At 39.8% G+C, this 25602-nt stretch carries 21 protein-coding genes; 18 read left to right on the forward strand and 3 right to left on the reverse strand.

What is annotated here, in order from left to right; genetic code table 11:
- Nucleotides 1–28: 28 nt before the first annotated feature.
- Nucleotides 29–1885 (forward strand): exo-beta-N-acetylmuramidase NamZ family protein, encoded by a 1857-nt coding sequence (locus tag AOX59_RS03690; protein ID WP_082684116.1) that lies wholly within the window; start codon nucleotides 29–31, stop codon nucleotides 1883–1885.
- A gap of 166 nt (nucleotides 1886–2051) precedes the next feature.
- On the opposite strand, the gene AOX59_RS03695 is transcribed toward AOX59_RS03690, so the two are convergent.
- On the reverse strand, nucleotides 2052–2267 hold the full coding sequence (locus AOX59_RS03695) for a hypothetical protein (RefSeq protein ID WP_068442005.1): 216 nt from the start codon (nucleotides 2265–2267) through the stop codon (nucleotides 2052–2054).
- Between the two features lie 201 nt (nucleotides 2268–2468).
- On the opposite strand from AOX59_RS03695, the gene AOX59_RS03700 reads away from it, so the two are divergent.
- Nucleotides 2469–2804 (forward strand): YolD-like family protein, encoded by a 336-nt coding sequence (locus AOX59_RS03700; protein ID WP_068442009.1) that lies wholly within the window; start codon nucleotides 2469–2471, stop codon nucleotides 2802–2804.
- Between the two features lie 110 nt (nucleotides 2805–2914).
- On the opposite strand, the gene AOX59_RS03705 is transcribed toward AOX59_RS03700, so the two are convergent.
- Together AOX59_RS03705 and AOX59_RS03710 are read right to left on the reverse strand one after the other, a co-directional pair.
- Nucleotides 2915–4120, reverse strand: coding sequence for an amidohydrolase family protein (locus AOX59_RS03705; RefSeq protein ID WP_068442011.1), 1206 nt, complete (start codon nucleotides 4118–4120; stop codon nucleotides 2915–2917).
- 3 nt (nucleotides 4121–4123) lie between these two features.
- Nucleotides 4124–5164: a hypothetical protein gene (locus AOX59_RS03710; protein ID WP_156418633.1), complete on the reverse strand. Its 1041-nt coding sequence runs from the start codon at nucleotides 5162–5164 to the stop codon at nucleotides 4124–4126.
- A gap of 1035 nt (nucleotides 5165–6199) precedes the next feature.
- On the opposite strand from AOX59_RS03710, the gene AOX59_RS03715 reads away from it, so the two are divergent.
- From AOX59_RS03715 to AOX59_RS03790, 16 genes are all read left to right on the forward strand, one after another.
- Nucleotides 6200–8998 (forward strand): type I restriction endonuclease subunit R, encoded by a 2799-nt coding sequence (locus AOX59_RS03715; RefSeq protein ID WP_068442015.1) that lies wholly within the window; start codon nucleotides 6200–6202, stop codon nucleotides 8996–8998.
- Nucleotides 8999–9080: 82 nt separating this feature from the next.
- Entirely contained in the window at nucleotides 9081–9650 is a 570-nt protein-coding gene (locus tag AOX59_RS03720) for a restriction endonuclease subunit S domain-containing protein (RefSeq protein WP_068442018.1), read from the forward strand.
- Nucleotides 9647–11194, forward strand: coding sequence for a type I restriction-modification system subunit M (locus AOX59_RS03725; RefSeq protein WP_068442020.1), 1548 nt, complete (start codon nucleotides 9647–9649; stop codon nucleotides 11192–11194). Before AOX59_RS03720 ends, AOX59_RS03725 begins: the two co-directional genes overlap by 4 nt.
- Before the next feature lies 1 nt (nucleotide 11195).
- A complete protein-coding gene (locus AOX59_RS03730; RefSeq protein ID WP_082684117.1) occupies nucleotides 11196–12413 on the forward strand; it encodes a restriction endonuclease subunit S in 1218 nt (405 codons plus the stop codon).
- A 76-nt stretch (nucleotides 12414–12489) separates the two neighbouring features.
- Nucleotides 12490–15069, forward strand: coding sequence for an AAA family ATPase (locus AOX59_RS03735; RefSeq protein WP_068442024.1), 2580 nt, complete (start codon nucleotides 12490–12492; stop codon nucleotides 15067–15069).
- Nucleotides 15070–15821: 752 nt separating this feature from the next.
- A complete protein-coding gene (locus AOX59_RS03740) occupies nucleotides 15822–16079 on the forward strand; it encodes a hypothetical protein (RefSeq protein ID WP_169792859.1) in 258 nt (85 codons plus the stop codon).
- 311 nt (nucleotides 16080–16390) lie between these two features.
- Entirely contained in the window at nucleotides 16391–16600 is a 210-nt protein-coding gene (locus AOX59_RS03745; protein ID WP_335338774.1) for a DUF2922 domain-containing protein, read from the forward strand.
- A gap of 193 nt (nucleotides 16601–16793) precedes the next feature.
- Nucleotides 16794–17480 carry a copper homeostasis protein CutC gene (locus AOX59_RS03750; protein WP_068442030.1) on the forward strand — a complete coding sequence of 229 codons (687 nt, stop codon included), beginning with the start codon at nucleotides 16794–16796 and terminating at the stop codon, nucleotides 17478–17480.
- Nucleotides 17481–17663: 183 nt separating this feature from the next.
- On the forward strand, nucleotides 17664–19778 hold the full coding sequence (locus AOX59_RS03755) for a BglG family transcription antiterminator (protein ID WP_068442033.1): 2115 nt from the start codon (nucleotides 17664–17666) through the stop codon (nucleotides 19776–19778).
- Nucleotides 19779–19805: 27 nt separating this feature from the next.
- The gene (locus AOX59_RS03760) at nucleotides 19806–20246 is read left to right on the forward strand and encodes a PTS sugar transporter subunit IIA (RefSeq protein WP_068442036.1); all 441 of its coding nucleotides are present in this window, start codon (nucleotides 19806–19808) and stop codon (nucleotides 20244–20246) included.
- Between the two features lie 5 nt (nucleotides 20247–20251).
- Nucleotides 20252–20521, forward strand: coding sequence for a PTS sugar transporter subunit IIB (locus AOX59_RS03765; protein WP_068448122.1), 270 nt, complete (start codon nucleotides 20252–20254; stop codon nucleotides 20519–20521).
- Nucleotides 20522–20571: 50 nt separating this feature from the next.
- Nucleotides 20572–21870 (forward strand): PTS ascorbate transporter subunit IIC, encoded by a 1299-nt coding sequence (locus AOX59_RS03770; protein ID WP_068448124.1) that lies wholly within the window; start codon nucleotides 20572–20574, stop codon nucleotides 21868–21870.
- Nucleotides 21871–21941: 71 nt separating this feature from the next.
- Nucleotides 21942–22934: a phosphotriesterase family protein gene (locus AOX59_RS03775; RefSeq protein WP_068442039.1), complete on the forward strand. Its 993-nt coding sequence runs from the start codon at nucleotides 21942–21944 to the stop codon at nucleotides 22932–22934.
- A 17-nt stretch (nucleotides 22935–22951) separates the two neighbouring features.
- Entirely contained in the window at nucleotides 22952–23671 is a 720-nt protein-coding gene (locus AOX59_RS03780) for a creatininase family protein (RefSeq protein WP_068442043.1), read from the forward strand.
- A 6-nt stretch (nucleotides 23672–23677) separates the two neighbouring features.
- Nucleotides 23678–24391 carry a KDGP aldolase gene (locus tag AOX59_RS03785; RefSeq protein ID WP_068442047.1) on the forward strand — a complete coding sequence of 238 codons (714 nt, stop codon included), beginning with the start codon at nucleotides 23678–23680 and terminating at the stop codon, nucleotides 24389–24391.
- Entirely contained in the window at nucleotides 24391–25119 is a 729-nt protein-coding gene (locus tag AOX59_RS03790; protein ID WP_068442050.1) for an SIS domain-containing protein, read from the forward strand. The genes AOX59_RS03785 and AOX59_RS03790 overlap by 1 nt, the downstream gene beginning before the upstream one ends.
- Nucleotides 25120–25602 lie beyond the last annotated feature (483 nt).

The raw sequence follows: 25602 nt of genomic DNA on the forward strand, positions 1-25602 counted from the left end.
TCGATAATATCATTTGAGGAGTGTAATTATGAGAACGTTGAAATTAATAATGATGACGACCTTGATTCTTGTGTTGGCTTTAACAACTTCGCAGATAACCCCGAGTGCTAATGACACTGCAGGCAATAAAAGCAATAATGGTAATCAAAAGGTAACGCCGGGCATTGAAGTTTTATTGGATAAAAATTTGGATTGGCTTAAGGACAAACGGGTTGGTTTGATAACGAATCCGACAGGTGTGGCAAGCAATATGGAAAGCAGTATTGACTTGCTGCACAATCACCCCGAGGTGAATTTAACGGCATTGTATGGGCCGGAACACGGTATACGTGGCAATCGTGAAGCCGGAGAGTATGTCGAATCTTATATCGATGACAAAACAGGGCTGCCTGTCTATAGTTTATACGGGCCAACATGGAAGCCGACGGAAGACATGCTTAAGGATGTGGATGTCCTCTTATTTGATATTCAGGACATCGGATCGAACGTTTACACCTACATCTATACACTGGGATTTGCGATGGAAGCAGCAGCGGAACACGATAAAGAATTGATTGTATTGGACAGGCCGAATCCAATTGGCGGCACAAAAGTTGAGGGTCCGGTGCGTTCTGAAGATGCAGTCAGTTTTATGGGAAGGTTTATGCTGCCGGTTAGACATGGCATGACAGTTGGGGAATTGGCGGCTATGTGGAACCATGAATATAGTATGGGCGTAAATTTAAAGGTAGCGCAAATGAAGGGTTGGAAGCGGACAATGCATTTTGAGGATACAGGGCTGCCCTGGGTGATGACCTCCCCTAATATACCAACGCAGAACACAGCTTATTTGTATGCTGGAACCGAATTGTTGGATGACACCACGTTGACGACCGGCCTTGGAACGACCAGACCGTTTGAATTAGTTGGTGCCCCGTGGATTGACGGCGAGGCTTTGGCTGAAGAAATGAGTAACCGTGATATTGCCGGTGTAACGTTCAGATCCGCCTATTTCACACCCCAGTTTGGAAAATACGAGGGTGAAATGGTTGGAGGGGTACAGGTTCATATAGATAAGCCTTCTAGGATAGACCTTGTGGATTTGGGGCTGCATCTCGTTGATGCGATGCGTGATCAAAATCCAGAGGAATTTGATATGACGTCCAGTTATGCCAATCTGATTGGAGACACAGAAGTTCCTGACATGATTATGAATGATCAGCCGGTTGAAGATATTATAGGGTCCTGGCAGGAAGATTTGGATACATGGGTTGAGAACGTGCGAAATCAATATCTTATGTATCCGCCATATCCAAGCGGTTCACCGCCTTATAAGCAGGATGGCATATTGGGTATGTTGCCGCTGGATTTGACAGCCGCTCCCGGTCAGGATGTTGATCTAAAAGTAAATGGATTTAATAAGCATGGTGAGAAAATGAATATTGATCCTGCTTCAATCGAATGGGATGTTTCAAATGATATCGGTTATGTGGAAAATGGAACGTTCCATGCAGAAAAAGAAGGACAGGGCCGGATCACAGCATCCTATAATGATCATCAGGCCAGCAGAGAAGCAGAGGTCTCGCCAACATATGTGGAAGATATAAGACATGCTGTTCACGCCAGTTATACCCGGGTTGTCTTTGATCTGAACAAGACAATCGAAAACTATGAGATAACTGAAAGTGACGGTGAATTAAAAGTAAAAATACCTTATGGTGAAATAAACGGAAATTTGGACGAGGATGGTGGCACAATTGAAATCGCAAACAGTCCGACATTATCATCTGTTGACTATTCAGAGGGAGACGGGATGTTTGTGGCAGATTTTAATTTAAAAAAGGAAAATGTCGAATATGAAAGTCCTGAGTTCTCATCCAGGTTGGTCGTTGATATAAAACATTAATGGCCAGTAAAAAATCCCTCACAACGAATGAAGAAAGTTGTGGGGGATTTTTCATTGTAAATTGCTTAGCTGTTAATTCAATTTTCGAAGTTGAAAACCGAGGATAAATGTTTGCCAAACCAGCATTCAACAACATTTTTTATAGCGAACTTGTCGAGCATGTCCATTAATCCTTTTCGTTTAATTTATAAGTGATTACTTCTCCAGACATCTCTGCACACATGCGCTTACATTTTTCCTTGCTTGGCATACTCTTATAAACACTGAAAATTTTCTCGGACATACCGGCATCTGTAAACTCTCCATAATAATCTTCTTTCAAGTGTTCTATCTCCTTTACGGATCCAAACCCAACTAAGTGTCCATCAATAATTTTTTCCATGAATATCCCCTCCTACCCCTATAGTCGAAAGGAAGACGCAAAAAGGGGGAAGGAATGAAAACTTTTTAAATTTTATGTGTAATGGTGGGTGTATTTGAGTTGGAACTGTTAGAAGGAGAACTGGGCGAGTAAAGTCCATATTGAATAAATTTTATTTTTATGCTAAAATACGAACAAATGTTTGATTATGGAGGTTAAGTAATGAGTGAAGTTAATGACAGAGGAACAAAAAAGTGGACTGCTATGATGATGCCTGAACATGAGGAAATGCTACAGCAAATGTGGCATGAACAAGAATATAAGAAGAAACCAGTTTTAGATGAGCAAAAGCAGTTTGAACTTAATGCCAAGTTGCAACTTGCCTTACAAAATGATCTTACGGTCGAGGTAGAATATTACAATCATGGTGTACATGATACTCAAAAACTAAGAGGGAAGTTATTGGTAACTGATCCATTAACGGGTACTTTACAATTTGACGATGAGGAAAATACGGCAGTTCTCCTTGAAGATGTTATGGAGGTTGTGATTGATTAATAATAGATAAAAACAAAGGATGGGTGTATTTATAGGTTCATCACTATATTCATAATTTGTAAATAAGTCAAGATTGCAGTGGATGTTTAAGTTTGAGTTTCAACGCTCAACTACCATTCTCCCCTAAAGAACACGTTCTTAATCTCAGAAACATTCGTAATTTCCAGCCCTGGCACACCTCCGGTAACAATCAAATTAGCATCCAATCCTTCTGCAAGGCTACCAAATTGCCTTTCTTTTCCTAGAATCGTAGCCGAATTTTTAGTTAGTAACGCCAAGATATCATTTTCGTTATACCCATTCGCTTTTAAATGTTCCATTGTTGGATGGGCAATTGGCATGAGGCTGTCAGGGCCGTATAATGTTTGGTTATCAACATCGAGCCATGGTATATTAGGATATGGCGGAAGATAAGCATCCGTTGCAATCGAAACAGGGATGTTGTTGCTCATTAAATTATGGATGTTTTCTGGAGAATTTGGCTGCAGATGTGTACCCCCAAGCGGCGTTGCAATAATACAAATGTTTTGTTTGGCGGCCTGATCGATTTGTTTATTTCTAATGCCATGGGCATGATGCAATATATCTATACCTGCATCTAAGGCCATCTGTATTGCCGTTTCGCCTGCGACATGGACGCCGATTTGTTTGTCTTCGTTGTGATAAATGTCAGCAATCTTTTTTAAGTCATCGAATGAATAGATGATCTCACCTGCATGTGGAACTTCACTTGCTTTAAAATTAGCCGGTGTTGCATTGATAAATATGTTCTCTCCGGGATAGTCACTTTGCCGAGCCATGTCAGTAACCAGTGCAGTGTTAGACAATTCTTTCTGGCTGACCGGTGTTGATTTAGTAACAGATGTGAAATGCACCAGTTTATCAAACCCGATAGAAATGCTGGTAGCAGCAAATGAGATGTCCATAGGGAAATCTTTAACGGCATCGCGATAATCATCAATCGAAAAATCAGAGAGTGGATGACCGCAGATTTGTTCGCCGAGCGCAGTTATACCGGAAGATAACGCCTCGAAAAGAATCGTTTTACCACCCAAAAAGTGTGTCTCGGATGTGACCGGGTACAATGTCGTCGGGGCAAACTCCAATAGATGTGTATGACAGTCAACGAGTGCTGGTGTTATGACGTAGTCGGAATAGTCGATGACATTTATACTGGGATATTTTTTTTGAAGGGAATTCCATTCATCAACCGCTTCAATTTTTCCATTTTTTATGACGATTGCACCGTCATGTAATGTACCCCGAGAAGTCACAGTGACAAGTTTACCACCACGTATCATGCATTCCTCAGACATAAATTACACTCCCAAAAAAGGTGTTAGGAAATAACCAAGCAGACAGGCTGTGGCTATTCGAAGAATCATGCCAATAATCGATGCTTCCAGAACTTCTTTTTCATTTAAGTCAGATGTTTCCGCCCATGTCACGGGGACCTGACCGAATATAACAGACAGTGGCAGGCCCGAGTTGGCCAGAACAAATGACCCAACAATCAAGCGAGGGTCAATGGAGGATGCCAGGTCAGTCATCTGGGCAACCGCCAGCGTCGGAGCAGCCAGAATGGAGACAATGCCAGTTTCTGGTTCAATGCTTAATAGCGTAAGCACGGTAGCCAGATTGGATTCAATCATCCCCCAGACGCCGAAGAACTCAAGGAGCCCAATAAAGAAGAATACGACCGCAACGGCTGGTATGATAATCAAAAACAATAATTCGGCACCTTCTTTTGCAGAAGAAAAAATCGTGTTCATGAATCGAGTGTTTGGTGTGAATCGTGGCAATTCATCCAGGACAACCTTTTTGGTGTCTCGGTATAACGTGCGTGAAAGCAGAAACGGAACAACAATTAATGGTACAAATATAGACAGAATGACAAGTGGAAATGAATTGATACCAAACGCTGCCAATGCAATTAGCCCCAACACAAATGTAGCAAACGATTGGGGTGATTGAATCATTGTCGCGACAGCTATCTTTTGTTCGGATTTGGTGGTTTTTGCTTTTACAAGAATGGGACCAGCAATTTTCCCGGCAGCATTAATATCACCAAGAATGTTATAAGCACTCGGGATGATAACTGCCGGATTGATACCAAACCATTTCATAATCGGCACGAAAATACGTATTAAACCATCAGTAAAACCGAGGCGTTCCAGTATACGCCCCATGATAACACTGACTATAATCGCAATACCCACTTCACCGGTTAGGAAGGTATCGACAACAACCGGTTTGACTTCTTTTATAATCGTGTCAAACAATTGTGACAGCGCGTCAGGCGCAAAAAATAATAGAGCTATGGATAATACAACGATGGCCGCCCCTATAATTTCAAACAAATGTCATTTTGTACGGCTGTTCCGGTTATTGCGTTCCGAGTACTCCTTTGCCATACCGCATTCCCCATACAGTTTTATATACTATATGAGGAGAACTTAAATTGTGTGTTTGCCTAGTTTTGGAACAGATTTTTAATGTAAAGTGACACTTTCGTAAGCTTCAACAATCTTCCCATCTGTGGATTAAAATGTATGAAATTCACAAAAGTGTATGCCACTTGATCTCTGAGAAGTGCTGTGTCTTTTGTAAAGGAGAAAATCATGATGTGGTGTCATAACTTAGAAGTTTTGACACCAAAAGCCTGATTCGCATAATAGCAGTCTTAGAAAGGTTTCATAAGTAAGTGTCATAAATCATAAGCCAAAATTGGGGGTTTCGATGAAATATTCATATGCGAGAGTATCCATAGTCTAGAAAATATATTTTTAGGTAATATTCAGGGAAAAATCGGCTGGCATTTAATTCATTGCACTATAAGATGATTTTTTTGTTTAGCCAGAATACACCCTTGATAAACAAATTGAAAAACTGCATGATTGGGATACAAAGTGTTCAATTAGGGTTGTTCAATAAAAGACAAAGGTTTGGTTGAAAATAATTATTAGTTCTATACTTGTATTGTTTTACAACGTCTGCCTACCCACTCAATTTCTAGGAGAATATTAATTTGATTTGATTTAACGGACATGCCATTAGGAAATGAACTACTCCCGTTAATCATATAAAATATATAACGCCAGTGTCACTCATGTGAAGGAGCATTTTTTCCTTAACGTACGTTTTCCGCGTTTTGCTAGTGTTACCCCCTATTTTACACTAAAATAAAAAAACTGATAGGTTGCGTTTAAATACCACTATTTCCCACAGTGGCCCCTCAATCTACGAATCATTTCCTGCTCGGATAAGGAACAGAAGGATAATTTTAACTGATGCGTAGTTTTCATTTACTACGCCAAAGGTCTATGTTATGTTTTATGTAGTTTTAAAAAACTACAGGTATTCTTGAAAATAATAGAATGAAAGGGGAGGAAAAAGTGTCTTATCAAAGCGAATTGCAACTAGAAGAAGAAGTGTTAGAACAATTAAACGCATCGGGCTATGAACGCATATCCATACATAATGTGCAACAGCTGAAAGCAAATTTCCGATCCATTTTAAATGAACGGCACCAGAATAAGTTAGATGGGAAACCCCTCACCGATTGGGAATTCAATCGTATCCTCACGGATATAGAAGGAAAAAACGTCTTTGACAGCGCCATGATGCTTCGGGATAAATACGTGTTAGAACGAGACGACGAAACAACGGTCTATCTAGAGTTCTTTAATACGCAAAAATGGTGTCAAAACACATTTCAAGTGACGAATCAGGTCAGTGTGCATGATACCTATAAAAGCCGTTATGACGTTACCATTTTGATGAACGGCCTACCTCTCATCCAAATGGAGTTAAAACGCAGTGGCGTGGCCATATCGGAAGCATTTAATCAGATCGAGCGCTATCGAAAGCAAAACTATACGGGCTTATTCCGTTTTATTCAGCTCTTTGTTGTTAGTAATAAAATGGAGACCCGTTATTATGCTAACAGTGACCAGACGATTTACAAAGGAAACATGTTTTATTGGAGTGACGAAAAAAACGAACGCATCAATGTTTTGAAGGATTTCACGGAAGACTTTCTAAACCCTTGCCATGCAGCTAAAATGATTAGTCGTTATATGGTTCTCAATGAAACCGACCGCCAGCTGATTGTGTTGCGTCCGTATCAGGTTTATGCGGTGGAATCCTTGTTACAGCGAGCACTAGAAACCAATAATAATGGCTATATCTGGCATACCACCGGAAGTGGAAAAACGTTGACGTCCTTCAAGGCAAGCCAAATATTAGCTCAGGAAGAAGGCATCCAAAAAGTGATCTTTCTGGTGGACCGGAAAGACCTCGACCATCAAACTTTGGCGGAGTTTAATAAATTTGAACAAGATGCCGTGGATTTTACGAACAATACCAAGAAATTGCTGAAACAACTGGGAGATCCGATGCGGCCTTTGCTTGTGACGACGATTCAAAAAATGGATAACGCCATTAAATCGGGGCATCCCGTTATGGATCGGTATCAGAAGGATAAGGTCATTTTCATTATTGACGAATGCCACCGGTCGCAATTCGGGGATATGCATCGGTCCGTCCGAGAGCATTTCCAAAACGCGCAGTACTTTGGATTTACAGGAACGCCGCGGTTTGAAGAAAATGCCAGCCAGGACGGACGCGCGACAGCCGATATTTTTGATAAATGCCTGCATTACTATCTTATTAAAGACGCCATACGGGACGGCAATGTCCTTGGCTTTTCTGTCGAATATGTGAATACGTTTGACCAGATGGCACGGGATGTTCCAGATGAATATGTGGAACGTATCAATACGGATGAAATCTGGATGGCAGATGAACGGATCCAAAATGTAACCGATCATATCTTGGCAAATCATCATAAAAAAACGCGCGAGAGAATGTATACGTCCATTTTGACGGTTCAAAGCATTCCAATGGCTTGGAAATATTATCAAGCTTTTCAAGAAGCCAAGGAATCAGGGGAGCACGATTTAAACATTGCGACGATCTGTACTTACGCCGCCAATGAAGATCAAGAGGAACAGGATGATCCCGTGTATTCCCGAGAATTGTTGGATCAAGCGATCGATGATTACAATCACATGTTCCAAACCAACTTTTCCTCGGATACCTTTAGCAGTTATTTTGCGGATGTTTCTAAACGCATGAAACAAGCCATGCCGGGAAATAAAATTGATATTTTAATTGTCGTCGATATGTTTTTAACCGGCTTTGACAGCAAAAAGCTTAATACCTTGTATGTCGATAAAAACTTAAAACATCACGGGTTGATTCAGGCGTTTTCTCGTACCAATCGCGTGGAAAAAGCAACAAAGCCTTACGGCAACATTGTTTGTTACCGAGATTTAAAATCCAGAACTGATGAAGCCATTGAGATCTTTTCGCAAACGGATAGTACTGATACTGTGCTGAGTTCCTCCTATGAAGAGTATTTAAGCCATTTTCAGGATATTCTTCAGCGCGTTTTTCGAATCGCTCCTACCCCGATGGATGTTGATCAGTTAGAGAAAGAGGAAGATCAGCGTGAATTTGTATTAGCTTACCGGGATTTAGCCAATACCATGGTGAAACTGAAAACCTTCGATGAATTCACCTTTGATGAAGCTACCTTAGGAATTGGAGAACAATCCTTTGAAGACTATAAAAGCAAATATCTCACCCTTTACGATAGCGTGATTCAACGCGGAAAAGGCGGCGAAGATGGGGAATCCGTGCTGGATGATATCGATTTTCACATCGAAGTGCTGCGCAACGATGTCATTAACGTGCAATACATCATGGATCTCCTTCGAGACCTTAACCTGCAAGATTCAGAAGAACGAGACAAAGGGCGCAATCAGATCCATCAGTTACTGGATAAAGCCGATGACGACCAGCTGCGTCTTAAAGCCGATTTAATCCGAGAATTCCTCGATAAAGTCGTTCCGGATTTGGAAACAGATCAAGATGTAGACGAAGCGTTCTATGATTTTGAAGACCAGCAAAAAGAAGCTGAAATCGATCAATTTGCGGAAGCCCAGGATTATCCGGCAGATATACTCCGTCAACTTATTCATGAATATGAATTTAGTGGTCATATTAACCGCAATGTGATTGATCAAGGCCTAACCGGCAGTCTGCTTGTGTGTAATAAGAAAGTGACCCAGATTAAACAATTTATCCAAACGACTGTCGAAAAGTATAGCGTACCGGAATTCATTTAATTATGTAGTTTTCATTTACTACAATTAAAATTTGTGTTATATTAGTTGTAGTTTAAAAAAACTACAAAAAGGAGGTCGTGTTGTGACGGCTTTTTTTGCCTATCATAACGGAACCCTTCTCCAACGTTTAACCGAAGCCGATCAGGGGGTACCGTCCATGGTCTATGATCGGCAAATGCTGGATAAGGACGCAGGGGAATACATCCGGGATTCGGATACTCCCAAAACGATCACACTCGGTGACGCTTCGGATCCGAAGCGCATTTACGAAGGGAATATTGTCATGCAGCTCATGACGGAGAAATGCGCGATCGTTTCCCCCGACCATACCGGGGCCATTCTCCCCTATAATTTTATGCATATTGAGGTTGATACTGACCGTATCGATCCCTTTTATTTTGTGTATTGGTGGGACTGGTCGCCAGAAGCTCTTGCACAGCGTCACCAGATGAAACAGGGAAGCAGTTCAGTACAGAAAATAACGGCTCGGCAATTGCAGGATTTGCATATCACGCTGCCCCCTCTTGATAAGCAACAACGTATGGGAAAGGTCAACGAAAACCGAAAACGAATCCAATATTTGCGGCAAAAACGCGAAACATTAATGGACCAGTATTTAGCGCAACAATTTTTTAAGGGGGAACATGTATGACAACGACAGAAAAACAGCGCCAGCAACAGGCTGATTTACAGAAGAAACTATGGGATATTGCCAATGACTTACGCGGCAATATGGACGCCAGTGAATTTCGCAATTATATTCTAGGGTTAATCTTTTATCGTTTTCTTTCGGAAAACACCGAGCAGCAGGTGGAACAGCTCTTAGCAGAAGACAATATCACGTATGAAGAAGCCTGGCAGAACGACGAATACCAGGACGTCCTCAAGCAAGAGTTGATCGCCCGTATAGGTTATGTCATTGAACCGCAGGATCTGTTCAGTCATTTAGTCAAAAAGATTGAAAATCAGACATTTGAAATCGAAGATCTCCACCGAGCCATTAACCATATTGAAGCTTCAACTCGTGGCGAAGATAGTGAAGATGAATTTGAACGCCTGTTTGAAGATATGGATCTAAACTCATCCCGTTTGGGGAATACCAACGCGGAACGGACAAAACTCATTTCCAAAGTCATGATGAATTTAGCAGCCTTGCCATTTGTTCAAGGGGATATGGAGATCGATATGTTGGGAGATGCCTATGAGTATCTCATCGGGCAGTTTGCGGCTACAGCCGGGAAAAAAGCAGGTGAGTTTTACACGCCGCAGCAGGTTTCGAAAATTCTAGCCAAAATTGTAACCACCGGTAAAAAAGATTTAAAGAACGTGTATGACCCAACGTGCGGTTCCGGATCCTTACTATTACGCGTAGGTCGGGAAGCTAATGTGCGGCATTATTACGGCCAAGAATATAACAATACCACCTTTAACTTGGCTCGTATGAATATGTTGCTGCATGATGTTAATTACCATAATTTCTCTCTTGCGAACGGCGATACGTTAGAGCATCCGGCGGTCGTTGATGGACAGTTTGAAGCTGTCGTGGCGAATCCACCTTACAGTGCGAAATGGAGTGCCGATCCGTCCTTTTTGGATGATGAACGCTTTAGCAATTACGGAAAATTGGCACCGAAATCAAAAGCAGACTTCGCCTTTGTACAGCACATGATCTATCATTTAGATGATAACGGAAAAATGGCCGTGGTTCTTCCCCATGGCGTGTTATTCCGAGGAGCAGCCGAAGAGACGATTCGGAAATATTTGATTGAAGAAAAGAACTATCTGGATGCGGTTATCGGGCTTCCATCTAATTTGTTTTTCGGCACGGGGATTCCTACTTGTATTCTCGTATTTAAAAAATGCCGGGAGCAAGACGAAGATGTTTTATTTATTGATGCATCGCAGTCCTTTGAAAAAGGAAGGAACCAAAACCATCTAGCTGATGAAGACGTCAATAAAATCGTGGAGACATTTCGCAATCGGGAAACACTCGATAAATTTAGCTATGTGTCCACTTTAGATGAAATACGGAAAAATGATTATAACCTTAACATTCCAAGATACGTTGATACGTTTGAAGAGGAAGAACCGGTCGATCTGGATAAGGTGCAACAGGATATCCAAGATATCGACCAAAAAATTGTGGGACTCGAAGAAGAGATTAATGGATACTTGAAAGAACTCGGGGTGTTGTAAGATGTCCAATATAGCCATAAATCAAAACAATATACCTGAATTGAGGTTTCCTGAGTTCAAAGAAGAATGGAATATAGAAAGGTTAAGTAATTTAATCGACATAAAGTCAGGTAAAGCTTATAAAAATAATGAGTACATCAAGAAAGGGATTCCTCTATTACAAGGCGAAAACATTCAGCATATGAAATTAACAAGACCAGAAAAATATCTACCTAAGGAGTACTTAAATGACTCAAGAAATATCGCATTAAATTATGGGGATATAGTATTAGGCTTAAATAGACCAATAATAAATGGCCAGTTAAAAATAGCAAAGGTGGGAAATGATTTTTCACCTGCTCTTCTTTACCAAAGAGCAGGCAAAATCATTTTTGATAAAAATCTTTCTAATTTCTATTTACCGTTACTAGATAAATATATAACAGAATTTGTTTACCGCGAATCGGTTGGGTCGGATCAGCCATTTATTAGCACTACCAAATTGAAATCATGGAAAATAAAAATTCCTCATTATAATGAACAGCAAAAAATAGGTAATTTCTTCAGCAAACTCGATCGACAAATCGAACTGGAAGAGAAAACATTAGATTTGTTGGAAGAGCAAAAAAAGGGGTATATGCAAAAGATTTTTACCCAGGAATTGTGGTTTAAAGACGAAAATGGGAATGGTTATCCGGAGTGGGTGGAGAAAAAAATAAAAGACGCGTTAGGCGAGCGAAAAGAACGTTCTGATCTCGGAGACTTGCTTTCTGTAACAATAGATGATGGGGTTGTAAAATTCAGCGAAGTAGATAGAAAAGATAACTCGAGTAAGAATAAAAGTAATTATAAGAAGGTCTATGTTAACGATATCGCTTATAATTCTATGAGAATGTGGCAGGGGGCCAGTGGAAAATCAAGTTACGAAGGTATCGTAAGTCCCGCCTATACTGTTTTACATTCAAAGGCAGATATAGACATGGATTTTATTGCATATTATTTTAAGACTCATAAAATGATTCACACATTTAGAGTAAATTCACAGGGTCTAACCCCAGATACATGGAATTTAAAGTATAAGCAATTAAAAGAAATCAAGATGTCTATACCAAATTTTGAAGAACAAAAAAAGATAGGTGATTTCTTCCAGAAGTTAGATCGACGTATTGAATTACAGTCTCAAAAGATTGAATCTCTAAAAGCTCAAAAACAGGGATTTTTACAGAAAATGTTTGTGTAGTTTCTGATAACGTTTATATATGTCAATCCAAAGTTAGATGAATGAAATATAATATTAATGAAGGGAGACTACTGGAATGGGTGTATCAATGATGGAATGGTTAGCCAAAAGACCTAAATGGATACAATTTGCAGCAAAGCAGTTGTTAGAATTGGGTGAGCCAAATTATAATATGATTTTAGAATTAACAAGATTATGCAAACAGGAAGCAAACGATGAATTCCCAAACATAGATTTAAAAATACCTGAAAGTGTCTTTAGTTCGCGTGAATCGGAAGATATACGTTTGTGCTCAATTAGTGAGACTTCCGGAATTAATAAACTAGCTCCGAAAACTCCTCTTGAATTTGGAGAAAGTGATATCGTTGTGGTTTATGGACGTAATGGGTCAGGAAAATCTGGGTATGTAAGATTGTTGAAGCATGTGTGTGGGGCTCGTGATAAAATTTTAGATAAATTATATAATAATGTTTTTGCTCAAGAAAAAAAGACTCAAGAGGCTAAAATTACATTTTTGAAAAATAATATGCTTAAAACTTATGAATGGACTGGTCAGGGTTCTTGTGAGGAGATTAGTTCTGTGAATATATTTGATGATTCATTTGGACAAGTATTTATTGAAGGAGAAGATGAAGTAAGTTATGAACCCCCAATGCTGTCTTTCTTCAGTTTACTTACTGAAATTTGCAAAAAGGTTGAAATCAAACTAGAGGAAGAAGAAGAGACATTAAAGCCAAAAATACCTAAACTTCCAAAAGAAATAAAGGGATCCGAAGGGGCGAAGTGGTTAGAAGAAATTAGTGCAGTAACTACCCCCGAAGAAATTGAAAGCTATTCCTCGTTTACTAAAGAGGACGAAGAAAAATTGCAAGAAATCCAGCAAAGACTCATGGAACAGTCGCCGGCAGACAAAGCTGAAAAATTAAAAAGTAAAAGCACAAATTTAGATAACCTTATTCAGGAGACTCAAAAACATCTTGATGAGTTGTCTTATGAAAACTGTCATAGAATTGTTGAAGTCAAGAGAAAAGCAAATTCAAAAAAAACAGCCGCGAAAACAGCTGCAAAAAAGGCTTTTAATGATTCTAAACTGGAAGGCATTGGATCTGATGTGTGGAAAGAGATGTGGAGTGCTGCCCAAAAATATTCAAATGAATACGCATGTCGGGATAAAAACTTTCCGTTTATTGAAGATGGTTCAGTTTGTGTGCTATGTCATCAGCCTCTATCTACAGAAGCAAAAGAAAGGTTTATATCTTTTGAAGAGTACATAAAAGGTGAGACTCAAAAACGGGCAGAAGAAGCAGAAAATGAAAAAGAACAATATATAAATGGTTTATCGGAGATACCAAATCCAGATACCTTAAAAACTAAAGCCAATGCTTCCGGAATAGAGGGGCAAGAAATCATTGATCCTATGATTGAAACATTCACAACACTTCAACAAATAAAAGAAAAATTGCAGTCATCCGACGACCACTCAGACGAAGTTATAATTGCTATATCCCAAAATCCTAGTTGGTTAGAAGAAATGCGTAATATTTCAACACAATATAAATCATTGGCAAGTAAATATACTGAGGATTACAAGCAAGATAATCGTGGAAAATTAAAACAGATATCACAAAATCTTATGGCGAAAAGATGGATGACTAACTATAAAAAGGAAATTTATGAAGAAACCAGTAGACTCCAAAACCTCCAGCAAATTAAAAAGGCAAAAAGAACAACCTCATCTACAGCCCTATCTAGGAAAAAGGGAGAGCTGGCAGAAACGCACATTACAGATGCATTTATTCAGCGATTTAATAACGAACTCAATGCATTTGGAGCCTCTCATCTGAAGGTAAAACTAGTAAAATCAAAAGTTTCAAAAGGAAGTGTACTGCATACGATTAAGTTAGATGGGGTGACTCAAAACAATATTGGTGAAATACTTAGTGAGGGAGAAAAAAGAATTGTTTCCATCTCTGCTTTTCTAGCAGACGTTACAATAGGCAATAATTCAGGTCCTTTCGTATTCGATGACCCTATTTCTTCACTCGATCAATGCTATGAGGAGGCAGTGGTTCAAAGGCTTTGTGCTCTTTCCTCAGATCGGCAGGTAATAATTTTTACGCATCGTCTCTCTTTTCTAGGTCTAGTTCAAGATTTTGCAAAAAAAGAAAATGTTAAACCTGGTACTGTTGCTATACGAGAAGAATCATGGGGTACTGGAGAACCAGGTGACATACCTGTGTTTGCTAAAAAGCCTGATAAGGTTTTAAACAATCTTATTAATGAGTTCCTTCCAAAAGCAAAAAATATTTACGATAAATATGGTAGAGAAAGCTACGAACTTCATGGAAAATCCCTATGCAGTGAATTTAGAATACTTCTTGAACGAATGATTGAGCATGAGCTCATATCAAATGTTGTCGAACGATATAAGAGAGATATTAATACTAAGGGCAAGATAGGTAACCTTGCAAAAATATCTAAAGCGGACTGTGATTATTTTGATCAACTAATGACCAAATATTCAAGGTATGAGCATTCTCAACCATTTGAAGCCCCTATCTCAACGCCTGATCCAAGTGAGTTGGAAAATGACTTTTGTGGGCTAAGAGAATGGCATTCGGAGTTTAAAGATCGACAACTTTCAGCGCAGGCATGATAAGGTGTATATACAAATTCGAATTATAATACATTAGAAAATGAAATGTAGCTTTCATTCAATAGTATAGGAATTTGGAGGGAAATTTACCTCCAACTTTCTGCACTATTATACAAAGGATGGGACTGGTGTCATTAACCATTATTCATGGTTTCTTAATTTTAGACATAATTCAAATCACTTTAACCTTGAAACGTAAGTTTTGCACGCTAAACCGGAAGGTGCTTACTTCAAAGCTCTTGTTGAACAAAAAATTTTAAATGCAAGGTACAGAATCATTATCTAAAAAATGATCGGGTGCCTATATTGAATAAAGGTACTTGACAGTTAATGGCACAATATCATGTAAAAAATATAAAGATATGAGCGCCAATTGTAGAGAGGCGGGCTCCATTTGTGAACTCTTTGTAACTGCTGTGATGGAAGAAATTAAGGTTCTTTACAATAAACCTAGTCATTATCTTTTTTTACATATTTTACACACATTCACCAATAAACACTGACATATCAATATTTATAAATGATATTAAATCCCGACCACCAGTATTCAATTAAGATTAACCCCGTTGATTCTTGATATCTTTATCTGTTTTGGTTTTACTATGTTAGCGAATTACTTAACCTAATCGATTTTTTAAATTAAAGGAGTTACAAGCTATCTTGTCGAATGGTTCCTAAAATACAATTTAGAACTCTGGTGTATTATGGTTAAACTCATTACAGTTGAAAGGGCCAAGAGAGAGGTTCAGCGGTTGCAACATTACATAGATCTTGCTGAGTCCGACGAGTCAGATACACTCAATAAGTGGATTGTTAAGGAGTATGCTTATACCAACAGCATTAAAAAGGTAATTGAAAAAGCCAGTTCGGAAGGATTTACTGTCAATGGCGAACCACTAAGCAGGGAATATGCTGTATCAGTTATTAACGGGAAACCGAATGATGAGCTTCATAAAATACTCAGGAGCGGTTACAGGTTAAAGATTAGGCCAAACACAAGAAATTATTAAAAAATGACCACATTATTGACCACATTTACGCCAATTAATTGCAAATATACACAAATGTTTGTTCCAATTCTGCTGAACGAAAGAGTGATTGTTAAGGGTTTATAAAGGTGTGCAAATATCAAAAAATAATGATGGAGAATGGGCGGCATAATGTAAGCATATAATCCAAGTTTTAGATGGAGCGTCGTTTAGTGTAGGGAAGACAACAAAGTATAACGGTGTTAGTTAACAAGAGAACAGGCAAAGGAAAGTTTGAAGTAAACTGAGAATTTTCTATAACAGTACTTCTGAACACTAAATGATGTGACATCATGAAAAAGCTTGAATTGAAATTTTGGAATGAAGATGACAAGACCGTAACGTGTTCATTGAGAAAGCCAATCGAACCGCCTAATCCTGCAGCCATCAAAGGTACCATGGACGAAATCATCAACCAAAACGCTTTTATATCGTTCAACCGTGACATTGTGTCCATTAAGAAGCACGGATTGTTGAACGGAATGTGCAGGATATTGAACTGAGGCAATAAAGGAAGGGTAATCTAGCGTTGCGCTGATCTGCCTTTAATAATGTGCCGTTTACACGTTATGCATTAGGCTTAAACAAATGACTAGAATCCAGAGAGTTAAGGTCGTCACTTCTTTTTAAATTATAAATTCATACATTATAAGCTATAATAAAATAGTAGTATTTTATTATCAGGGAGAGATTATCGTGACATTAGAAATTATTGCGACTAACTTAACAGATGCTAAACATGCTGAAGCATATGGAGCGGACCGATTGGAATTAAGCCCTGGCATGCTGGAAACAGGGTTAACGCCCAGCTTTGGATTAATTGATGCTGTCGCTAACGCAGTCGATATTCCGTTCAACGTTATTGTCCGTCCACACAGTCAGTCGTTTATTTATAACAACGATGACATTGAAGTGATGCAAAAAGATATTGAAATGACAAAACAACTTGGTGCAGACGGCATTGTCATTGGTATGTTAACACCTGATCATGTAATTGATGAGGAAGTACTAAAGCAGTTATTGCATACAGCGGAAGGGCTGGACGTTACCTTTCATAGAGCATTTGATTTTGTACGAGATCAGGAGGAAGCACTTGTTTGCTTGGCAAAACATCCACAGGTTAAGAGGGTTTTGACAGCAGCCGGTCAACAGCCTGCGCCGGCGTCAATTCCCAATATGAAACGATTGATTAAGCTTGCTGAAGATACACATTTGGAGATTATGGCTGGCTATGGACTCAAAACAGACACGTTCTCCGAGTTCTACAAAGAAGTCAATCCAAAGGAAGTCCATTTTGGATCAGGTGTACGCGAAGATGAAAGCTATTTATCCCCAATAGTTGCGGAAAAAGTGAATAAAATCAGAACAATATTAGACGCCTGATGAAACCTCCCTGCCACGGGAGGTTTTCTTAATTTGATAGATGAATTTTAATAAGGTCCAATTTTGCATTTTAACATGTGCATGATTTGGTCTTATAATTGTCTGATAAAAGGATTATAGTAATAAGTAAGGGAGACAAATGAACTATATTCAATGTCTTCCGGGATATGGCGGTGATATTAAATGGATCAACGAAGTTTTGCGGTATTGAATCAAATTGCAAAAGCAGATTCATATGTTTCCGTTGCAAAACTTGCAGATTTATTCAACGTGTCAAGACGTACAGTTTATAATGATCTTGACAAAATTAACGACTGGCTGCATTATCACAAGTTATCTGAGCTGAAGCAAGTGCGGGGGCAAGGACTATACCTTGATTCATCTGTAAAAAAGCACTTGCTGGAAGAATTGGATATTTCAGCTGTGTCCTACTATGAATTTTCCAAGGTGGAAAGAAAAGCGTGGATTTATATTTATTTGGTAGGACAAACCCGGGATTATTTTCTTGATAATTTTAAGGATCTGTTTCAGGTTAGTCGGAACACTGCAATTGAGGATATCAAAAAGCTGAAAGATGGTTTGAAATCCAGCAACCTTAACCTTGTCTCGGAAAGAAAAAAAGGCTATAAAATCCACGGTGATGAAATCGTTGTCAGAAGACTGCTTATTCAGTATTTAGCAATTGTTGTACCTGATGAAACATGGTTAAGCTTTGTAAAAAATTTAGAGGTGAAGAATCAACCAGACAAGACAGGTACACAACCCTATCACATCATTGCTGCTGACGACTTACTGCAAATTAAAAACTATCTGAATAAGTATGAGCAACAGGTTGAAGTTGAAATTACGGATGATGTCCGAAATGATCTGATTATTTGGCTGTATTTTTTCATTCAGCGGATCAGAATGGGAAAATATGTTGAAGTGGACCCGGCTGAGAAAGAAGTGATCCATACAACGGATGAATTTCAAGGTGCTAAGCGATTGTGTGACCGCCTATCCGAGTTTTTTCATCTTAGTATTCCTCTTGATGAAATATATTATTTCACAAGGTATTTGCTCAGTGCGAAAGTGAATTATAATTTTAATTTGCAATTGGAAAACCAAGAGATGCGGAATCTTACATCAGTTGTCGAAAAGATGGTTCATGACTTTCAGATAAATGCTGCCGTAGCGTTCCCGGACCAACAGCGGATGATCCATAATCTTCTCTTACACTTAAAACCAACTTATTACCGGATTAAGTACGGAATTCGAATTGAAAATGTTCTAAAGGATTCTGTGAAAAGCAATTATCCGGAGATATTCCATTTAACCAAAAAAGTTATTTATCATGTTGAAGACTTAATGGAGCAGAAAATAGATGACAATGAAATTGCCTTTATTGCCATGCATTTCGGTGGGTGGTTAAGAAAAGAAGGGGTCATTCTAGGGAAACGACGCAAAAAACTGTTAATCGTATGCACGAATGGATTGGGAACGTCACGTCTTCTTGAAAGTCAGCTGGAAGGCTTGTTTTCAGATGTGGATATTACCGGGGTCATATCATTACGCGAATATGAAGATATAAAAGATCTAGCGTCATCCGCCGATTTTATCGTATCGACAATAATGCTGCCTAATAGAGGAATACCGGTTTTTGTGGTCAATCCCATCTTAAATAACGAGGATAAAGAACAGCTGTTGAAAAACGTAAATAGTTTATTTGAAAACGGGTCCCATCAACAGATGTTATCAGTTGATACAGTCATAGATATGATCCGGCGTTACGCAGACGTATGGGATGAAGCATCGCTGCGCAAAGAATTAAAGACGTACTTCTACTCACCAATCTCGATGGATGAAGCAAGCAAACCGGGTTTCATTGATTTGCTTCCAGAAAGCAGAATCCAGGTCAAAGTTCATGTGAATACCTGGGAGGAGGCTATATCAGAAGCTGCGCAGCCATTGGTTGATCAGGGGTATGTAACAGCTGATTATGTGGAAAGTATGATTCAAAATGTGAAGAGAACCGGTCCGTATATCGTTATCTCTGATTACATCGCTTTGCCGCATGCAACCCCCAACGATGGCGTTGTTAAAACCGGCATGAGTATGCTGCTTTTAAACCATGACGTTAATCTCATGGAAAAGCCTGTTCGGATGCTGATTGTTCTAGCATCGGTTGATAACGAACGGCACTTAAAAGCTTTGTCGCAGCTGACAAAGATGTTCTCGGATAAATCAGTGAAAGATGAAGTGATGGCATCCACCGATAAGGATGAACTCATTAGCCGAATTCAACAACATTTAGCGTAATACAACAAGGCAGGTGAATAAGAGACGATGAAATTTTTGGATCGAAAATTAATTAAGATTGGAGCTGAGGCGAAAACCGCCGATGAGGCTATTAAAGAAGCAGGAGAAATGCTTGTTAAGGGAGGTGTTGTTGACGCAACCTATGTTGATGCGATGGTCAGCGCGTATAAGGAAAATGGTCCATATTTCGTACTGGCCCCAAGTATCGCCATTCCACACGCCCGTCCTGAGGATGGTGTGAAGGAAGCTTCTGTATCGTTAATTCAATTAAAAAATCCGGTAACATTTGGTCATCAGTCAAATGACCCGGTACAGCTTGTATTTGGCTTAGGCGCCTCTTCCAGTGATGAGCATCTGACATTATTGAGAAGATTAACGGGATTATTAAACGATAGAAAAAATGTGGAAGCCCTAATGAATGCTGATTCTTATGAAGATATTCAAAATCTATTGAAAATGGAGAGATAATTATGTTGAAGGTTTTAACTGTATGCGGTCTGGGTCAGGGAACAAGTCTGATTTTGAAAATGAATGTCGAACAAGCACTTGGTGGCAGAGGGATTCAGGCTGATGTAGAACATACGGATGTTTCAGCTGCATCAAGTATGCAGGCGGATTATATTATTACAAGTAATGAACTGGCCGAAAGCCTGACAGAGCATGATGCCACAGTAATTCTTGTCAATAACTATTTCGATATGGATGAGATTAACCAGGCAATTGATGCACACATGGACAGCTAATCTTTGAAACTATTAAATGAATAAAAGGGGGAACAAGCATGGAAACAATTATGGATGTGGTGATGTGGCTGGCCAATAACGTATTTGGACAGCCGGCCATTTTAATTGGTTCAATTGTACTGATCGGTTTGCTGGTGCAAAAGAAAACTGCCAGTCAAACAATAAGCGGCACATTCAAGGCGATTATCGGCTTTCTGATAATTACTGCTGGTTCCGATATTATTTCAAGTGCTTTAACGGTATTTGAACCATTGTGGGCTGAGGTATTCAACCTCGAATCAGAGTCGTTCAGCGGGTATATGGGTCAGGAAGCGTTTACCGGAGAATACGGAAGCGCTGTGGCGTTGGCTATGACTATTGGTTTTATTATTAACGTATTAATTGCCCGGTTCACGCGATTCAAGTATATTTATTTGACTGGCCACATGATGTTTTGGACCACGACAATATTTGCAGGTGTGGTTGTTCAAACAGTAGCCGATGTGTCGTTTTGGGAGCTTGTCCTATTCTTGGCAGTGATTATGGGTGTTTACTGGACACTCCAGCCGGCAATTGTTCAGCCGTTTATGCGTAAAATAACAGGCAATGATAACATCGCGCTGGGTCATACGTCGGCATCAGTTTCATTACTGTCTGCCTGGGCTGGTAAGTTTCTCGGCAATAAAGACAATGACTCAGAAAAAATTAAAGTTCCGAGCGGTTTAGAATTTTTGCGTGACTCAAATGTTATAACTGCCCTGACAATGGGGCTGCTGTTCATGACAGGCGCGATTGTTGTTTCCTTTAGAGACACGGCGGGTGCCCAGGAACTTGTTGCTTCAGCGGGTGATCAGAACTTTGTTGTGTATGCACTGATTCAATCGTTCACCTTTACAGCAGGTATTGCTGTGGTCCTGACAGGTGTCCGTATGTTTATCGGAGAAATGGTCCCAGCCTTTAAAGGAATTGCAACAAAAATTGTACCGGGAGCAAAGCCAGCACTTGATGCTCCAATTGTGTTCCCATATGCGCCTAACGCGGTTATCTTAGGTTTTCTTGGAGCATTCATTGGTGGACTTGTTTGGCTGGTAGTATTAGGAAATGCAGTTGGCTATGTGTTTGTCCCGACAATGATTGTTCTGTTCTTCCATGGTGCAACAGCTGGTGTCTTCGGAAACGCGACAGGCGGTGCCCGTGGTGCTGTTATCGGTGGATTTATTACGGCGACTGTGGTTGCCTGGGGGCAATATATCATGGTCAGAATGTTGCTGCCTGATACAATTCCGGATACTGCCATGTGGGCAGCGGACTCTGACATGTTTATCTTAGGTCCGATTGTTAAATTCTTATCACAGCTATTATTTGGCTAGTGTATGACTGAAAGGGGGAAGGCTTCAGGTTTTTCTCCTTTTCTGATTAATCATTTAAAGGGGTGACAAATATGTCTTTTATTCGAACATTTCATGGTAATGTCAATCCAGCCGATCTGGGGTTCACGTATTCCCATGAACATATCGTTTGCATACCACCATATTGGGCTGAGCAACAAGCAGATGATTTGCTTCTTGATAATAAAGCGAAATCAGAACGGGATGTTCTAGACTTTAAAAACCTTGGCGGACAGGCCATTGTCGATGCGACTGCTATTGATTATGGCCGTGATGTCCAGGCGGTTAAGGAAATCGCTGAGGAAACAGGCATCACGTTTATTGGGACAGCAGGTTTTAATAAAAGTTTTCTCTGGAGCGCATCCATTCCCGAACGGTTGAAACACGTTATCGGTGATTATCAGACTTTTTCGGATTGGATTGAGCTAAAATCGATTAATGAACTGGCGGATTTTGTCATTCAGGAAATAGAAGAAGGTTTGGAAGGCACTGGAGTTCCTGGAGGGCAAGTGAAATTTGGGACAGGTTACAACCGGATAACACCACTGGAAGAAAAAACATTACGGGCGGTTGCAAGAGCTCATCACGAAACGAAAGCTCCTATTCACTCTCATACCGAGGCTGGTACAATGGGGCTTGAACAAATTGAACTACTGAAAAGTGAAGGCATTAATCTTGAATATATGAGTTTTGGTCATATGGACCGTAATCCTGATCCTTTTTATCATGAAAAAATAGCGAAGACAGGTGCGTTTCTTTCGTTTGATGGAATTTCCAAAATAAAGTACGCGCCGGAAAGCACACGTATCGGCTGTATTTTTGAACTGGTCAAAAAAGGCTATGAAGATCAGATACTGGTAAGTGGCGATACTGCCAGAAAAAGCTATTATAAACATTATGATTATGGACTTGGATTGGAAAATATTATTGGTAAGTGGGTGCCGCGTTTTATTGAAGAAGCCAATCAAAAAGGCTTTGATGGGGAAAAACTGGTGGATAAATTTTTCGTTCAAAATCCAAAGCGGTGCTTTACCTTTAAAAAATAACAGGTGGTGAAACTGGTATGCAATTTCAATACGACAATTCATTTGACATTAAAGAAAAAATTGATAATTCGAAAATAGCTATTTTACCAGTTGGAGCGGTGGAAGCACACGGTCCTCATTTACCCCTGGGCACCGACAACCTGCTGGCAGAACAACTGTCTGAAAAGCTGGCGGGTCGCGTGAATGGTTATGTGCTGCCAACGCTGCCTTATGGGCAAGTATGGAGCCTGCGCAATTTTCCGGGCAGCATCAATATAAGCAATGAATCCCTGATCCGGTTTCTGGTTGATATCGGGGAAAGCCTGTATCATCAAGGGTTTACAACATTTGCAATGGTGAATGGTCATTTGGGAAATGGATCAGCATTAAAAGAAGCTGCTCGTGCGTTGTATGAATCGTGTCCGGAAATGCGCGTATTTTACTTTTTTTATCCAGGCATGAATAAGGCGGCATCAGAAGTCAGGGAGACGCAATCGGCTCATAATACGTATTTTCATGCCTGTGAGATTGAAACATCTTATATGCTCTATCTGGCTCCCGAATATGTTGATATGGACAAGACGATTACGGACATACCCGATATCCCGGATCATGCTGATGTGACGCCTACACCGTGGGAGGAATTTACAGAAACGGCTGTACTGGGTGATGCCAAACTTGCTACAGAAGGAAAGGGTAAATATATAGTCAATATCGCATTGGAAAATATGGTTCGACTGATGAACAACCAGGAGTGATAGGCTGTGGATAAATTACATGATAAAATTCTGTTTAATTACTTGGTACGAGATGTAGAGAATACTGCTGCTGTGATGGAAGCTGGAGCTGGACATGTCGTTCCGGGGATTGTATCAGATAAATTCGCTTCTGTGGAGGATGCTGCAACAAAAGTAAGTGAAATAAAAACCGTTGCAAAGACAGTTAGTATTGGTCTTGGTGGTGGGGGTAATACAGCCAATTGGAAAAAAGTGCTGGAAATTGCTGCAGTGTCCAGACCAGGTCATATAAATCAGCCGTTTGAAACGTCGTCTTATTCATTAGGCTATCTGGATGGGATAGGTCATCAAAAACAATTGGTGAACGGACTGGTTAAACCGACCGGTGAAGTTGGAAAAGTCCAACTGGCGAATTCAGGAAGTGTCTATAAAGTAGAAGAATTAATGGAAATCGCTTCTCATCTTGGCATCGAAAGTATCAAGATGATGCCTGTCAGTGGAACCGATCATTTGGAGGAACTCATTTATTTAACCAAAACAGCTCAGGCCAAAGGTATCCGTGGCGTGGAACCTGCTGGTGGCATTAATGGAGCTAACATTCGGAAAATCGTTTCAAGTGTGAAAGATATTGATATCGAGTTCTTTATGCCGCATATCTTTGGGTCAGCCATGGACAAGGAAACAGGAAAAACCATACCGGATAAAGTGAAAGAGGTTTATCAAGAAGTGGAGGGCTTATAATGATTCATCATTATTTCAGCAAGATTACGGACTTACTCGATGTTGTACACAAGAAAGAAAATGATGTCATGAAACAGGCTGCGGAAAAAGTCTCTGAATCTATACAGCATGATGGGGTAATTCATTTATTCGGGTGCGGCCATTCGCATATTTTGACCGAAGAAGTTTATTATCGGGCAGGCGGTCTCGTTCCGATTCATCCTATTCTCCATGAACCATTGATGCTCCACGAAGGGGCTGTCCGTTCTTCTTCATTTGAACGTAAAAATGATTATGCGCAAACGTTTATGAATAAGCAAGATATACGGGAAGGGGATGTTATGTTTGTGATTTCGACATCAGGAAGAAATCCAGTTCCGGTAGATGTAGCGCATATTGCTAAGAATAAAGGTGCCTATGTAATTGGCATCACATCAGTTGAGTATTCGTCGAGCCAGCCATCACGCCATACCAGTGGCGAACACTTATTTGATGCGGTTGATCTTGTGATTAACAATCATGCTCCAGGAGGGGACGCACTATTATCACATGACAAAGTTGATGTGAATTTTGCGCCAAGTTCTACTGTCATTGGGGCGACTCTTTTAAACGCCATTTTAGCTGAATCAATCAAGCACATGGCAGATAATAATTTTGAGCCGCCTGTTTTCCTGAGTGGCAATATTGAGGGAGCAGACGATTATAATCAGCAATTAATTGAAAAATATAAAGAACGCGTTAAGTTATAGCTTTTAAAGACTTATGAAAGGCGCACCAGCAATTCGCTTGCTGGTTCGTCTCTTTTTTTGACCCGGAATCCTACTCAGCTCGCCACAATGGCGGTTGAAGCCGGATAATTCCATCGGGTGTTTATGGACTCATTGTAAATTGGTAACGTATAAGTCGAAATAACCTGAAACAAACTAATGCATATTTGATAATATTTATCAGTTTAACCTTGCAATAACAACAAATTAATAATTTATATAAAATGTTAAAACACGCTAATTGAATGGTTTGATTAATTTTTAGTAGAAGTTGCTTTTATGATTCAGCAAAATTTTTACACGAATTTTACACAGGAATTTTTGCTGATACTGATATATCAGCGATGAAAGGCTATATTCGATCTCGACCACCGTTATCCAACCTCCTAAGCGAAGACGGTAGTTGGTTTGTGATAAGATAAAATTTATTAACCTTCAGCTGAAACTTGGGTTAGGAGTTAATAT

The organism is Lentibacillus amyloliquefaciens (assembly GCF_001307805.1).
In the GTDB taxonomy this organism is placed as follows: domain Bacteria; phylum Bacillota; class Bacilli; order Bacillales; family Amphibacillaceae; genus Lentibacillus; species Lentibacillus amyloliquefaciens.